Genomic DNA, 14378 nt, shown 5'->3' with positions numbered 1-14378 from the left:
TACCCTCCCACTGAGTTTATCTATTTACTTTGAAAAAAACCATATCTTAAAGCCATAAAAACTGTAATTAAAACTATTATGGTTAAAAGAAAATAAGATCTAGGTGTACTTATACACATAGCTAATATAGCTATAGTTCCAAGCACCGCACTAATCATATACATAACTAAAACTACTTGTTTTTGCGTAAGTCCTAAATCTAAAAGTCTATGATGAAGATGTCCCTTATCTGCCTGCATTATAGGCTTTCCATTTATCTTTCTTCTAACCATAGCAAACAAAGTATCATATATGGGTAATCCCAACGCTAAAATAGGTACAACTATAGCAAAAGTTGCTGCAGATTTTATAGCCCCTTGAAGTGAAATTACAGATAATAAAAATCCCAAAAGCTGAGATCCTGCATCTCCCATAAATATAGATGCAGGATTAAAGTTATAAGGTAAAAATCCTGCTATAGCTCCTATAAGTACAGAAGTTAAAAGAGCTGTAGATATTCTCCCGGAAATAATAGCTATGATCATTATGGTAATAGAAGATATAAGTGCTACTCCAGCAGCTAGACCATCTAATCCGTCAATTAAGTTCAATGCATTTGTTATTCCAATTATCCATAAGATTGTAAATGGAACAGAAAACCTTCCTATATTTAAAAAAGCCTCTTCGCCAGCAAATGGGTTTGTTATATTTTTAATATAAACCCCATGGTAAATAACGCATAAAGACGCAGCTAATTGAAATAACAACTTTTGCCAAGGCTTTAGTTCTATTATATCATCAAGTACTCCGCCTACTATTATTATAGTTGCCCCTCCAATTATCCCTTTTTCCCATGACTCTAAAGGTCCAGTTTTAACTATAATACCTATTATAAATGCTATATATATAGAAAGACCTCCTAAAAGAGGTACGGGTTTTTTGTGAATCTTTCTCTCATCTTTAGGTACATCTATAGCATTTACTTTAATTGCCAACCTCTTTATAAAAGGTGTTGCTACTATTGATATTATAATGGCAATAGAAATTAACTTTATGTATTCAATCATATTTTTTCTTCCTAACTATATATTTTAGTATCCAAATTCATTAGTAATGGAATCATCATCCTTAACCCATTCACTTGTATATATAACCTTATAAGTATCCTTTGTAATTCTTATGATTATTCTTTCGATCCCTGAATTTATTATAAGCCTTTTACACATATCACAGGAATTTGCAGATTCTACTAGTTCTTTATTCTTGCAATCCTTGCCAACTAAATATAAAGTAGATGCAATCATATCTCTTCTAGAAGCACTTATAATAGCATTAGCCTCGCTGTGAATACTTCTACAAAGTTCATAATGTGTTCCTCTTTTTATATTTAATTCTTGTCTTTTACAAACACCAATATCTATACAGTTTCTTCGTCCTCTAGGAGCACCTGTATATCCTGTTGATATAATTTCATCATGTTTTACAATTATAGAACCATAATTTCTTCTAAGGCAAGTTCCTCTTTCTAGTACAGTTTCTGCTATATCTAAATAGTAATTATCTTTATCTCTTCTTTCCATTAATATCTCCTTATAAATAAAATATTGCAAAACATTACTTAAATTATACATTACTTAAATTATACATTAAATATTATTCAAAGTAAACCAAGCTTCATAGCTTTCCATAAATAGCATTACATAATTAAACACTTAAAAAGAAAGGTGTAAACAAATTTAGTTTACACCTTTTTTACTTAACTATCCATTATTTAGTTCCAAACAATCTATCTCCAGCATCTCCAAGACCTGGTACTATATAGCCATTTTCATCTAACTTTTCATCTATAAGAGCTACATATATATTAACATCTGGATGTACTTCTACTATTGCTTCCACTCCTTCAGGAGCTGCTACAAGGCACATTAGACGAATATTTTTAGCTCCCTTCTTCTTTAAGAGCGAAATAGCATCAATGGCGGATCCTCCTGTAGCTAACATTGGATCTGTTACTATTACATCTCTTTCTTGAATATCTTGAGGCAGTTTACAGAAATATTCTACTGGTTGAAGTGTTTCTTCATCTCTATATAGACCTATATGACCAACCTTAGCTGCTGGTATTATTCTAAGCATACCATCTACCATGCCAAGCCCTGCTCTAAGTATAGGTACTATAGCCATCTTTTTCCCTGATAACATCTTGCACTTAGTAACACAGATAGGAGTTTCTACTTCTACTTCTTCCATCTGTACATCTCGTGTAACCTCGTAAGCCATTAACATAGCTACTTCTTCAACTAGCTCCCTAAAATCTTTTGACCCAGTATTCTTGTCTCTTATAAGAGCTAATTTGTGTAAAATTAATGGATGTGTTATTTGTGTTACTTTTCCCATGTTTTTTCCTCCTAAAATCTATTAAGAATTATTTTATATATTAGGCATCATTTTAATATTTTAACCATATTTATATATATTAAAACATTATTTTGATGCTTAATTTAAACTTTATTATTGATTGACTTTACTTTATATATTTATCTTCAATATGTGATATTTTATCTATTCTATTTTGATGTCTTCCACCTTGAAACTTTGCATTTAAAAAGGTATCTACTATATCTAACGCAAGACCTACTCCAACCACTCTTTCACCTAATGCTAATATATTAGCATTATTATGTTCTCTAGTTGCATGAGCACTAAATGTATCACAACAAAGTGCTGCCCTTATTCCAGCAACCTTATTTGCTGATATACTTATACCTATTCCTGTTCCACAAATTAATATTCCGAATTCAAAGTTCTTCATAACAACTTCTTCCGCTACCTTTTCTGCAACGTCAGGGTAGTCACAAGAATCTTCACTATAAGTACCAAAGTCTACAACTTCTATTTGTTTTTCCTTTAAGTGTTTTATAACCTCTCCCTTTAACTTAAATCCGCCATGATCGCTTCCAATAGCTATCTTCATAAATATTACCTCCTTAGTTTTAAAATTACCTTTTTGAATATAACAAAAATTCTTTACACTGCAAAAAAGAAGATGTGGTACCTATACCCTATCTCCTTTTAACTTTTCTAATAAAAGCCGTATTGATTTTTCGAGATCAAAAAAAGTTTTTTCATAAAATGTTATTGTGCCACCGTAAGGATCTATAATATCTCCCTTTACGCCGACATACTCATTCAAACTAAATATTTTTTCTTTTTCCTCTGGAAATGCACTTATTAACATATCTTTCATATGCGAAGTCATAGTAAGTATAATATTTGAGTTTTTAATATCATCTTTACTACATTGAATAGCTTTTCTCTTTGTTAAGTCTAACCCTAATTTAGATTTAACAATCTCAGCGGAATTTAAAGATGTAACACTACCTTTAACAATACTAAGTCCTACTGATCTTGAGCATATATCTTTGTTGTCATTAATATAGTTAAATATAGCTTCAGCCATACAGCTTCTACAAGTATTACCTGTACATACAAAAAGAATATTCATAGTATCACACCTCCTTTAAAATAATATAGCTTTTATAAGTTAAAACATTAAAACTTATACATCTAATATATCGAACCCTGCTGATTTTTTTAACCTATTCATTATTGCAATCCCTATTCCAAGCTCATCAAAGCTTTCAGATAATATTAAATCTACATTTTTATCATCAATGGCTCTTAAACATTCAAAAAGATTTTTTGCTATAACATCTAAATTTTTTCTACTTCCTAGAGATAAAACTATGCCATTATTATAGCAACTTTTAGTTTCTTCTGTGGCTATAATCCCCACAGTCTTTTCTTTATCTATACAATTTTGCACTATTTCATTAACTTTTGCAATAGTTTTTTTTAAATCTCCTCTTATTATTTTCAAAGGAGCCTTAGGTGCATAATGCCTATATTTCATTCCGGGGGCTTTAGGTTTTAATTCTTTACTAGGCATTTTCATTACTGCAGGGTCTATATAAATATCTTCTTTTACTTCCTTTAGCATTTCTAAAGTTATAGCTCCTGGCCTTAATATACAAGGAGGCTCTACTGTGCAATCTAATATTGTAGACTCAAGTCCTATATTACTGCCTTCTCCACCTAATATATATTCAACCTTTCCACTTAAATCTTCTATGCATCTTTCTACTTCTGTTGGGCTTGGTCTTCCGGAAATATTAGCAGAGGGTGCTGCTATTGGAACACCACTTTTTAATATAAGTTCCCTTGCAATTTTATTTGAAGGCATTCTTATACCTATAGTATTTAATCCAGCACTAGTAGTTAAAGGTACAATGTCAGATTTGTTTAATATAAAAGTTATTGGACCTGGCCAAAACTCCTCCATAAGCTTAGTTGCTATAAAAGGTAATTCTTTTATATATTCTTTTATGTTAAAGTCCGCAACATGTATTATAAGTGGATTATCTTGAGGTCTTCCCTTTGCCTCAAATATCTTTGAGACTGCCTTATCATCTAATGCATTAGCTCCAAGCCCATACACCGTTTCAGTTGGAAACACTACAAGCCCTCCACCTTTTATTATGATTGCAGCTTCTTCTATGGCATTTATATTCATTTTATCTTCATTCATTTTAACTACCTTAGTATTCATTAGAACTCTCCCTTTTATTAACCCTACAATTTTTAAAATATCTAATATATTTTATTTCTTATATTAAAATTGCATATCAAAAATATTAAAGAATAATCCCTATAAAAAGACCTATAAAAACTCCAATTAATATGCTTATCATAGACACCTTACCATTTCCTAGTTTTTTAGACTCTGGGATTAGTTCTAAAAAGACTACATATATCATAACTCCTGAAGCAAAAGCTAATGATCTACCTAGAAAACTTTCTGACACCCCACCTAAATATATTCCAAGTACAGCTCCAAGCGCTGTTGGCATCGCTGTTATAAATGCATACATGAAAATTTTAGAGTTTTTTTCTCCAGCTGCTACAAGTGGCGATACTACAGCTAACCCTTCAGGTATGTCATGTAAAGCTATTATAATGCTCATCTTTATACCCAAATATTCTCCTGCTACAAACCCACACCCCATTATTATACCCTCAGGTATATTATGAATCATAAGTCCTAGTGAAGTTATTACAGCCATTTTCATATAAGTATTATTCTTTACAATTTTGCTTATAAATATTTCTAAAAACATGGTTATAATTATGCCAATAAAACAAAATACAAAACCCTGTTTTATACTTATTTTTGTTAAAGTACTAGGCATCAGATCAAATATCACAACAGAAAACATAAGCCCCCCTGCAAACCCCATAATAGCACTTATAACATTCTTAGTTGGGTTTTTTATAAACATAGCAAGGGTTGCTCCTATAATTGTACCTATCATAGATACTAAGGAACATAGAAATATTATAATCATAATTTTATCCAATTTAAAATCACCCCTTATTTATACAATTTTATTAGTAAAAATAAGGGATTATAACTTAATCTATAAATTCCTTTTGACCTCTAGCTATCTTTATATTTTCAATAGTTTCGTCTGTATACTTTGCTTTAACACTGTTTTTATATATAAGATCTAACAAGTTGTATTTATAAAATCCGCCTTTTTTAATGATTAAAAAATAATAGCTTTTTCAATATGCAATTAATCACCTCTAAGCATATGTCTTTGAAAATATTATAACTTTTCCGTATTACCCATAGATTTCATCTTATTTGCTTGATCTTCTGTTATAAGAGAATCTATAATTTCATCTATATCACCTTCTAAGAAGGACTCAAGTCTATAAAGAGTTACTCCAATTCTATGATCTGTAACCCTTCCTTGAGGATAGTTATAAGTTCTTATTCTTTCACTTCTATCTCCTGTTCCTACTTGGCTCTTTCTATCTTCTGCAATAGATGCAGATCTTTCTGACTGAGCTATTTCAAACAACCTAGATCTTAAAACTTTCATAGCCTTTTCTTTATTTTTAAGTTGAGACTTTTCATCTTGACAAGAAACTACAATTCCTGATGGCATATGGGTTATTCTTATAGCTGAATCCGTAGTATTTACCGACTGTCCACCGTTACCTGATGATCTGAACACATCAATCCTTAAATCATTTTGATTTATCTCAATATCTACATCATCTACTTCTGGCAATACAGCTACAGTAGCAGTAGATGTATGGATTCTTCCACTTGACTCCGTATCTGGGACCCTTTGAACTCTATGAACTCCACTTTCATATTTAAGTCTACTATAAGCGCCCTTTCCTTTTATCATGAAGACAACTTCTTTAAATCCACCTATATCTGTTTCGTTAGAGTTTATCATTTCTATTTTCCAGTGCTTGTTTTCAGAATATCTTGTATACATTCTAAATAAATTAGCAGCAAATAAGGCCGCTTCATCTCCACCTGCACCACCTCTAATTTCCACAAATACATTTTTGTCATCATTAGGATCTTTAGGCAAAAGTAATATTCTAAGATCTTCAGCTAATACATCCTTTTTTACTGTAAGCTCTTTTAACTCTTCTTGAGCCATTTCTTTTAGTTCTTTATCATTTTCTTCATTTAGTATTTCTTTATTAAATACTATTTCTTCATCTACTTCTTTATACTGTCTAAACTTCCCAACTAAATCTTCAATATCTGAATGCTCTTTACATAACCTTTGCCATTCTTTTTGATTAGCTATTATTGATGGGTCACTAATCTTAATAGACAATTCTTCATATTTATTTTCAATAAAATTAAGCCTTTCTAACATGTTTATCACTCCGTATCATATTTTCATAGTTTATTATTATAACATATAATAGTCAATAATATTACTCTTTCTTAATATTATACTATTAAATACTGTTTTTTCCTATAACCACTCTATCAAATCCTGATAGATCTTTGATTATTTTTATATTCTTATATCCAAAAGAACTAAGAATTTCACTGACCTCTATACCTTGATCTTTACCAATTTCAAAAGCTATAAGGCCTTTTGAATTTAGTATTTCTTTAGACTCTCTTGTAATTGTTTTGTAAAATATAAGCCCATCTTCCCCTCCATCTAGAGCTAGATGTGGTTCAAATGATTTTACATCCTCCATTAATGTATCTATTTCCTCACTCTTTATATAAGGTGGATTGGATACTAAAACATCGTATTTATATCCTTCCTTAATTGGTATTTTTAAAAGGTCACTATTTATAAACCTTACCCTGTCACTAAGTCCAAACTTGTTGATGTTTTCTAAAACCACTTCATTTGAAATAGGGCTAATATCTATACAATGAACATTTATATTATCCTTGTGATATGCTAAAGAAATACCTATAGCCCCACTTCCAGTACATAAATCACATATGTTTTCATAGTTTTCTTTTTCTATATATTCTAAAACTATTTCAACTAAGTTTTCTGTATCTGGCCTTGGTATCAGCACTCCTTCTTTAACATTTAAATCTATTCCCATAAACTCCGTCTTACCTAATATATATTTAATAGGCATACTACCCTTTCTAAGGTTTATAAGTTCCATAAATTCCTTTTCCTCTTTAGGGCTGACTTTTAAATTTCTATTAGTTATAACATAAAGTTTATCTACATCTAATGTCTTAGCAAGCAAAAGTTGAGTATCTAATATATAACTAGGAATAGATGATTCTTTTAATATTTCATTCCCCATATTTAAAAGTTCTCCTATGGTTTTATCAGTTTCCTTAATGCCTTCAGCAGCCTTTAGTGATGCTATAGCCACTTCAACTTGAGCTTCATCAGGTTCTCTCGTTGTTAGCATTTGTAATTTTAGACCTGGATATGCTAACATTTTCGAAAGTTTACTATTACTTTTTGAAAGCCACTTTATTATTTCAAAACTAAACCCAGAGACTATTGGTAATAGTAATATTCTATATAGTACCCTTTCTCCTAAACTACTCCACCCAGTTATTGAAAGTAATATTATACTAACTATCATTACAAGAAATAAAAAGTTGGTACCACATCTTGGGTGAAACCTTTTATATTTCATTACATTTCCTACAGTTAGATCCTCTTTAGCTTCATAACAAAATATAGTCTTATGTTCTGCTCCATGGTACTGTAAGAGCCTATATATGTCTTCCATCTTAGAAATTGCTAATATATACATCATGAATATGCTAACCCTAAAAACACCTTCTATTATATTTAACCCTACATTACTGAAACCTAATTTTTTAAATAAATTTGCAATTATTGTAGGTATAAGGATGAATATGATTCCAGAAATAATAAAGGACACACTTAAAATAATACCCATTAATATCTTATCGCTTTTACCTTTAAACAATTTATTTAGAAACCTTTCTATACTAGACTCACTGTTTCCTTCTTCTTCAAAGAAACTAGAAGAGTAATTTAAGGTTTCTATACCTGTAACCAAAGATTCAATTAACGCTACAAACCCTCTTATGATAGGTATCCGTAATATCTTGTTTTTATCTCTTATAGATGAAGCATTTTTAAATTCTACCTTTATGGTTCCATCAGGTATTCTTATTGCAGTTGCAATGCCTTTATTTCCCCTCATCATTACACCTTCAATTATGGCTTGACCACCAACGGCATAATCCTTTTTCATATATAATATCAACTCTCTTTTTAAAATTCTTTTTATTTCTTAAATCCTTTAATTATTTCTTTAACGATATATTATATCTTGTTAATTTCAAATTCAAACTTATGCTAAATTATATTTAATTTAGTTCAAATTCAGCCTTATATTTAAAATAACATCTTGGGCATAAGGATTCGTACTCCACTTCATCTTCATTATCTATAGCTATCTGATTTCCCTCAAATACATATTTGCCATTAATCTTTCTCCCATTAAGTAAGGCTTTTTTTCCACAAGTACATATGGTTTTCATCTCTTCAATACTATGAGCTAGAAGAAGCAATCTTTTACTACCTTCAAATCCTTCCATTTGAAAATCAGTGCGAAGTCCATAACAAATGACTGGTATATCCATAATTACAGACACCTTAAAAAGCTCATCTATATGATGTGATTTTAAGAATTGGACTTCATCTACTAATATACAATTAATAGTATTCTTATTTTTTATATGCCTTTCTATATTTGAATAGGCATCTTCATTAGTGTCCAATAGCATATCCACATCTCTTTCAACTCCAAGTCTTGAAGTTATTTTATTTCCGCCCTTAGTATCTGTCTTCGGTTTTATAATTATAACTTTCATTCCTCTTTCTTCATAATTATAAGCTACTTGCATAAGACTAGTAGACTTACCCGAATTCATAGCTCCATATCTAAAGTATAATTTAGCCAATTAAAACTCGCCCCTTCTTAATAATTATAAGTAGCATTCCTAAAATAAATGATTCTAAAAATCTACTTTATGATTATAACATTTAATTATAATATAAAAAAGATATGTTATTACACTTTTTATCCTTTAAAATATAATCAGGTATCTTGACTATTAATAAAACTTCGTGATATAATCTAATAGTTATAAGCGGTAATCCGCAATTTGAAAGAGGTGAAACATATGAGAGAAGGCATACACCCAAATTACAATCATGAGGCTGTAGTTAAATGTGCATGTGGAAATACATTCACTACTGGTTCAGTTAAAGATGAACTAAAAGTGGAAATTTGTTCAAAATGCCATCCTTTCTTCACTGGTCGTCAAAAGATCGTTGACGTTGGAGGAAGAGTTGAAAGATTCAATAAGAAGTTCAACTTAAAAAGCGAAGAATAAAGCTATATGAGGAAGATCTATTGATCTTCCTCAACTGCTTTTTTTTTGCCCTTTTTTACTAATTTCATAATAAGATTACATATTATTTTATTTAAATTCTTACATATCTTATTTTATTTTTAAATCTTATTTAGAAATATCTATCTTTTTTATCATTTGTAACAATTCTTTATTATTCTTTGTTCTAGATAATAAACTTATTAAGTTCCCCGTTATCGTTTCAATATTTCCTTCTCTATACATAACTTTTCTTATATTATATGCTACGTCTTTTTCATCTTCTGTTAGTAATAAATCTTCTTTTCTAGTTCCTGATCTATAAATATCAATAGCTGGGAAAATTCTTCTTTCTTGAAGCTTTCTATCTAAATGAACTTCCATATTTCCAGTTCCCTTAAATTCTTCAAATATCATATCATCCATTCTACTTCCTGTTTCAACTAATGCTGTTGCAAGTATAGTAAGACTTCCACCTTCTTCAATATTTCTTGCAGCTCCAAAGAATTTCTTTGGCATTATTAAAGCGCCTGGATCAAGACCCCCTGATAAAGTTCTTCCTGATGGATTAACAGTAAGATTATATGCCCTAGCAAGTCTTGTAATACTATCTAATAATATTACAACGTCTTGACCTTGTTCTACCATACGTTTAGCTCTTTCAAGTACCATTTGCGCAACCTTTGTGTGATGATCTGGTTCCTCATCAAATGTAGAGTATATTACCTCTCCATTTATAGACCTTTGCATATCTGTAACTTCTTCTGGTCTCTCGTCTATTAAAACAACTATAAGTTTTATTTCAGGATAATTATAAGAGATGTTTTGTGCTATCTTTTTAAGCAAAGTAGTTTTTCCTGCTTTAGGTGGAGCTACAATCATTCCTCTTTGTCCTTTTCCAATAGGGCTTATTATATCCATAAGTCTTGAAGATAGGTTATTCTCATGGTGAGTTTCAAGTCTTAATCTTTGATCTGGGTATACTGGTACAAGTCTTTCAAATGATTTCCTTCCTACAGCCTTTTCAGGGTTTTCACCATTTACTCTTTCAACATATAAAAGAGCTTTAAACTTTTCACCATCTTTAGGTATTCTTACTTTTCCTTCTACCTCGTCACCAGTTCTTAAGTTAAACCTTCTTATTTGAGAGGGGGATACATATATGTCATCTGTACTTGTGAGATAATTCTTACCTCTTAAAAATCCAAAGTTATTATTTTCATTTACCTCTAATACTCCTCTTGCAGACTGAGAGTCATTTATCATGGTTTTCAATCTCTCTTTTTTGTTCTCTTCTTCTGCCTTGTCCACAGTAATATTATTCGGCCTTTTTTCTTCATTATTAATTAAAACGTTGTTTTTAAGAGGTTCTTCTTTAATTTCACGCTTATCCCCTAAAAGTTCTTCTTTAATCTTAGGAGCTATCTTTTCTTGAAGAACCACACCATTTTTTTGCATTGACACTGGTAATGGTAAAACCTTTTTTATTTCTTCAATTAATTCGCCTTTTTTAAATTTACTTATATTTTTTATGTCTAATTCTTTAGCCTTTTTTCGCAACTCAACTAAAGTTACCTTTTCATAATTATCTATTGACAAAATTACACCTCCACTTTTAATACATAAGATTCTTAATTTCATTTGGAATGTTACTACCAATCAAAATTAAAAGTTCCTTATCAAACATCACACTTATCTTAACTTTCACTTAAAAATATTAGAAGTCAGTAAACTTTAAAATGACATTAATAACATAATTTAAATGTTCTTAATAGTACTGGATAAAGGAAACATAACTTATTTTAATATTACCGTCATCTAAATACCACTTTTGTTATTCTTAACTTCATAAATTTTAAAATCTTATAGTTTTTAAAACTTTTAATTTTTCACCGAACTAACATGAACTATAACATTAGAATTATTAATCATGAGATAAGTTCTAGAATTCAAATAATCAGAAACAATAAGAATGTTCAGATAAAATGGATATGAATATAAGAAGACTTTCTAAGATTATATGTTTTAGCCTGTAATAAAATAAATATTGATAGTATCATCTATTTTATTTATATTTTTATGTAAATTATATTTCATATTAAATTATATACTTATATGCGACAACGTCAAGTTATAAGTCTAAAACAATTTAAACTTATAACAATTTTATGAATCTTTTAAATTTACCTCTTTAAAATAACTCTTCATAACAACTATATTTATATAGTTGAGTAAATTTTATTATTAATATCGCTATGTTCTTTAATAATATTATAAATCATTTCTTTTTTCCCTATAAGTAATATAAAATTACCACTATTTTTACAACCTCCTATAATTAAATCCTTATATAAAATTTCTTTAATCTTATAATTATAACCATGAAACTTATTACAAAATGAGCATTTCATACTTATATATAACATCTTTTTGTTTTTATTTATTATAATGGTTCCCTCATAGTATTTCTTATCTAGTTGCTTTAGTTCAAAAATATTTGTATCTATCTTTGTAATCGTATTATCGGGATTTTTAAATGCTATTGATACTTCAGTATTACACATAATGACTCCACCTCCATATACCTTTTCATCACTACCTAATTAAATAAATTCTCTACAAGCCACTTAAATCCTCTATAATAATTAAAACTTTTAATTTATTATTAATTTTACTCTGTATAAAATTAGTTATTATATATATCCTATATTATCTCTTTTATTATTCTTTGAATCTCAAAATACTTTTCTCTAAAATCCTTGTTAACATATAACTTTTCTTCTGCTTTCTTAAAGTTATATTGTATAGATGTTTTAGTCTTAAGAGACATGATTTCTTCTAAAATAACCTCATCTGTGCATTTATTGCTTTTTAGTAATAATAAAAGTAAATATTTACATTCTTTATCTCTTAATAATGGAATAATATCATTTTCATCAATATTATTGTACTGACATAAAATTTGTATTATTTTCTCATATTGGTATCTTCTTAAATCTTTATATTCCATATATCCATCTCCTACCTGCTATTTTAAGACACCTTAGATTCTATCCAAAATTAATTAATTTAATCCTTTATATAAAAAATATATTATTACGCAAAAAAAGATGGATTTTTTTAATCAAATCTCATCTTCTTTTATTTAAACTATGATTCAAGATTTTATTTTTATTTTAAGTTCCGTATTTTGTGAGGCTTGACCCGCTATAATCATATTGTATTTTATAAAAACTTCTCCACCTTTATCATTAACATCTATTTTTAAATCATCAGTATCTATTTTTATCTCTAAAACCCCATAAGGTGTGTTATACAATGTTGTACACTGATTACTTTTATCAAAGTGCATTTCCGCATTGGTTGTACCTTCTCTTAGTAGTGAAAGTTTTTCTTTAGAAATCTTAAGAGTTGTTGTAGTGCCTTCCATTCCACTTATTTCTGTTTCATCGTACACTGCAAAATACTCATCTTCCTTTTTATAGAAGTCTCCCGGTGTTACAACTTCTATAGCATCATCTTTATTTAATATTTCATGACTTAAAATCGAAATTATAGCCTTTTTTTTCATATTTATCCCTCACTTTGATTTAAATATTAATACTATATTCATTAATATTTTCATCATTTATATTAATAGCATCAATATATTTATTTGCAATTGTTCCATAATTTCCATACTTTACAGTAATCTTTTCCTCAGTATTTCCTTTACTATACCTTAAAGAAATGTTTGCTGCAAATTCTATTGCTTCATTAGTTTTATCTCCTGTTAAAATTACCATAGATCCAGGATGATCCTTTGGGAAAAATAAAAAGTCCTCTTTTTTAATCAGCTTTTTCATATAAGTTGATTCATCTCTAGTTCTAGATACAATTATCTTACTATTACCCATCCTAAAATGCCTTCCATATCTTAAAAGACCTATATCTTTGTTATCAGGATTATCATTATATTTTAACAAATCTTTTAATCTTTTAGAATAATTAGGTTCTGTAAGTTTACAGCCTCCTGCTGGAGACGGATAATCTTTTATTCCAAAGGTTTCTGCAAGTTCCATCTGCCTTGTCCTAGATCTTCCAGATATATCAAGCAATTCTTCTCTATTAACTAAACCTTCCGTTTCCATATCTGTAGGTTCTAAATTTAATGCACATAAGGGTCTTAATATCTTATTGCTAAATCCAGACTCTTTTTTAACAATATCCAAAGATCGCTTATTTTGAGACATAGGCCTTTGGTTTAAAACCTCACCTGTTATAATAAAATCTGCTTTATACTTATCTAATAACTCACCTGTGTACTTCATCATCATCGCATGGCAATCTATGCATGGATTCATATTTTTACCATAACCATGCTTAGGATTCTTTAACATATTAAAATGTTCTTTAGAAAAATCCACAACAACCAGGGGTATATCTATAGTTTTACACATATCTTTAGCTTTTGCTTCATCAAAAAAATATGATTTAAAGCAAATTCCTATGACCTCTATTCCTTGTCCTTTAATTATCTTAGCCGCTAATATACTGTCTAAGCCTCCAGATATCATAGCTAGAGCTATTGTCATAACCTCACTCCTTAAAAGTTTAAAAATCTCATTAGACCAATATATAAAATTTAATATTGTTTATCCCTTATACTATA

General features: G+C 29.3%; 16 protein-coding genes. 1 reads left to right on the top strand and 15 read right to left on the bottom strand.

Annotated features, from left to right (window positions below):
- Positions 1-20: 20 nt before the first annotated feature.
- From DY168_RS04700 to DY168_RS04655, 10 genes are all read right to left on the bottom strand, one after another.
- Positions 21-1046 (bottom strand): MraY family glycosyltransferase, encoded by a 1026-nt coding sequence (locus DY168_RS04700; protein WP_115640712.1) that lies wholly within the window; start codon positions 1044-1046, stop codon positions 21-23.
- A gap of 24 nt (positions 1047-1070) precedes the next feature.
- Positions 1071-1559 carry a deoxycytidylate deaminase gene (locus DY168_RS04695; protein ID WP_115640711.1) on the bottom strand — a complete coding sequence of 163 codons (489 nt, stop codon included), beginning with the start codon at positions 1557-1559 and terminating at the stop codon, positions 1071-1073.
- A gap of 187 nt (positions 1560-1746) precedes the next feature.
- Positions 1747-2376: a uracil phosphoribosyltransferase gene (upp, locus tag DY168_RS04690; protein WP_115640710.1), complete on the bottom strand. Its 630-nt coding sequence runs from the start codon at positions 2374-2376 to the stop codon at positions 1747-1749.
- 127 nt (positions 2377-2503) lie between these two features.
- Entirely contained in the window at positions 2504-2953 is a 450-nt protein-coding gene (rpiB, locus tag DY168_RS04685; protein ID WP_115640709.1) for a ribose 5-phosphate isomerase B, read from the bottom strand.
- A gap of 81 nt (positions 2954-3034) precedes the next feature.
- The gene (locus DY168_RS04680; RefSeq protein ID WP_115640708.1) at positions 3035-3484 is read right to left on the bottom strand and encodes a low molecular weight protein arginine phosphatase; all 450 of its coding nucleotides are present in this window, start codon (positions 3482-3484) and stop codon (positions 3035-3037) included.
- Positions 3485-3538: 54 nt separating this feature from the next.
- Positions 3539-4588 carry an L-threonylcarbamoyladenylate synthase gene (locus tag DY168_RS04675; RefSeq protein WP_115640707.1) on the bottom strand — a complete coding sequence of 350 codons (1050 nt, stop codon included), beginning with the start codon at positions 4586-4588 and terminating at the stop codon, positions 3539-3541.
- Between the two features lie 85 nt (positions 4589-4673).
- The gene (locus DY168_RS04670; protein ID WP_172556267.1) at positions 4674-5396 is read right to left on the bottom strand and encodes a ZIP family metal transporter; all 723 of its coding nucleotides are present in this window, start codon (positions 5394-5396) and stop codon (positions 4674-4676) included.
- A gap of 252 nt (positions 5397-5648) precedes the next feature.
- Positions 5649-6731 carry a peptide chain release factor 1 gene (prfA, locus tag DY168_RS04665; protein WP_115640706.1) on the bottom strand — a complete coding sequence of 361 codons (1083 nt, stop codon included), beginning with the start codon at positions 6729-6731 and terminating at the stop codon, positions 5649-5651.
- Positions 6732-6816: 85 nt separating this feature from the next.
- Positions 6817-8583, bottom strand: a complete 1767-nt coding sequence (gene prmC, locus DY168_RS04660) for a peptide chain release factor N(5)-glutamine methyltransferase (protein ID WP_115640705.1) — start codon at positions 8581-8583, stop codon at positions 6817-6819.
- A gap of 115 nt (positions 8584-8698) precedes the next feature.
- Entirely contained in the window at positions 8699-9295 is a 597-nt protein-coding gene (locus tag DY168_RS04655; RefSeq protein WP_115640704.1) for a thymidine kinase, read from the bottom strand.
- Between the two features lie 222 nt (positions 9296-9517).
- On the opposite strand from DY168_RS04655, the gene rpmE reads away from it, so the two are divergent.
- On the top strand, positions 9518-9730 hold the full coding sequence (gene rpmE / locus DY168_RS04650) for a 50S ribosomal protein L31 (RefSeq protein ID WP_029452708.1): 213 nt from the start codon (positions 9518-9520) through the stop codon (positions 9728-9730).
- A gap of 126 nt (positions 9731-9856) precedes the next feature.
- On the opposite strand, the gene rho is transcribed toward rpmE, so the two are convergent.
- The 5 genes from rho to DY168_RS04625 all read right to left on the bottom strand — a co-directional run bounded on the left by rho (position 9857) and on the right by DY168_RS04625 (position 14301).
- Positions 9857-11326 (bottom strand): transcription termination factor Rho, encoded by a 1470-nt coding sequence (rho, locus tag DY168_RS04645; protein WP_115640703.1) that lies wholly within the window; start codon positions 11324-11326, stop codon positions 9857-9859.
- 620 nt (positions 11327-11946) lie between these two features.
- Entirely contained in the window at positions 11947-12291 is a 345-nt protein-coding gene (locus tag DY168_RS04640; protein WP_115640702.1) for a hypothetical protein, read from the bottom strand.
- A gap of 140 nt (positions 12292-12431) precedes the next feature.
- Positions 12432-12737, bottom strand: coding sequence for a ribose-5-phosphate isomerase (locus tag DY168_RS04635; RefSeq protein ID WP_115640701.1), 306 nt, complete (start codon positions 12735-12737; stop codon positions 12432-12434).
- Positions 12738-12884: 147 nt separating this feature from the next.
- The gene (locus DY168_RS04630) at positions 12885-13298 is read right to left on the bottom strand and encodes a YwiB family protein (RefSeq protein ID WP_115640700.1); all 414 of its coding nucleotides are present in this window, start codon (positions 13296-13298) and stop codon (positions 12885-12887) included.
- A gap of 19 nt (positions 13299-13317) precedes the next feature.
- Positions 13318-14301 carry a DUF814 domain-containing protein gene (locus tag DY168_RS04625; RefSeq protein ID WP_115640699.1) on the bottom strand — a complete coding sequence of 328 codons (984 nt, stop codon included), beginning with the start codon at positions 14299-14301 and terminating at the stop codon, positions 13318-13320.
- Positions 14302-14378 lie beyond the last annotated feature (77 nt).

It is taken from the genome of Clostridium putrefaciens (genome assembly GCF_900461105.1).
Lineage (GTDB): Bacteria > Bacillota > Clostridia > Clostridiales > Clostridiaceae > Clostridium_L > Clostridium_L putrefaciens.
This window is presented reverse-complemented; position numbering and strand designations above follow the sequence as displayed.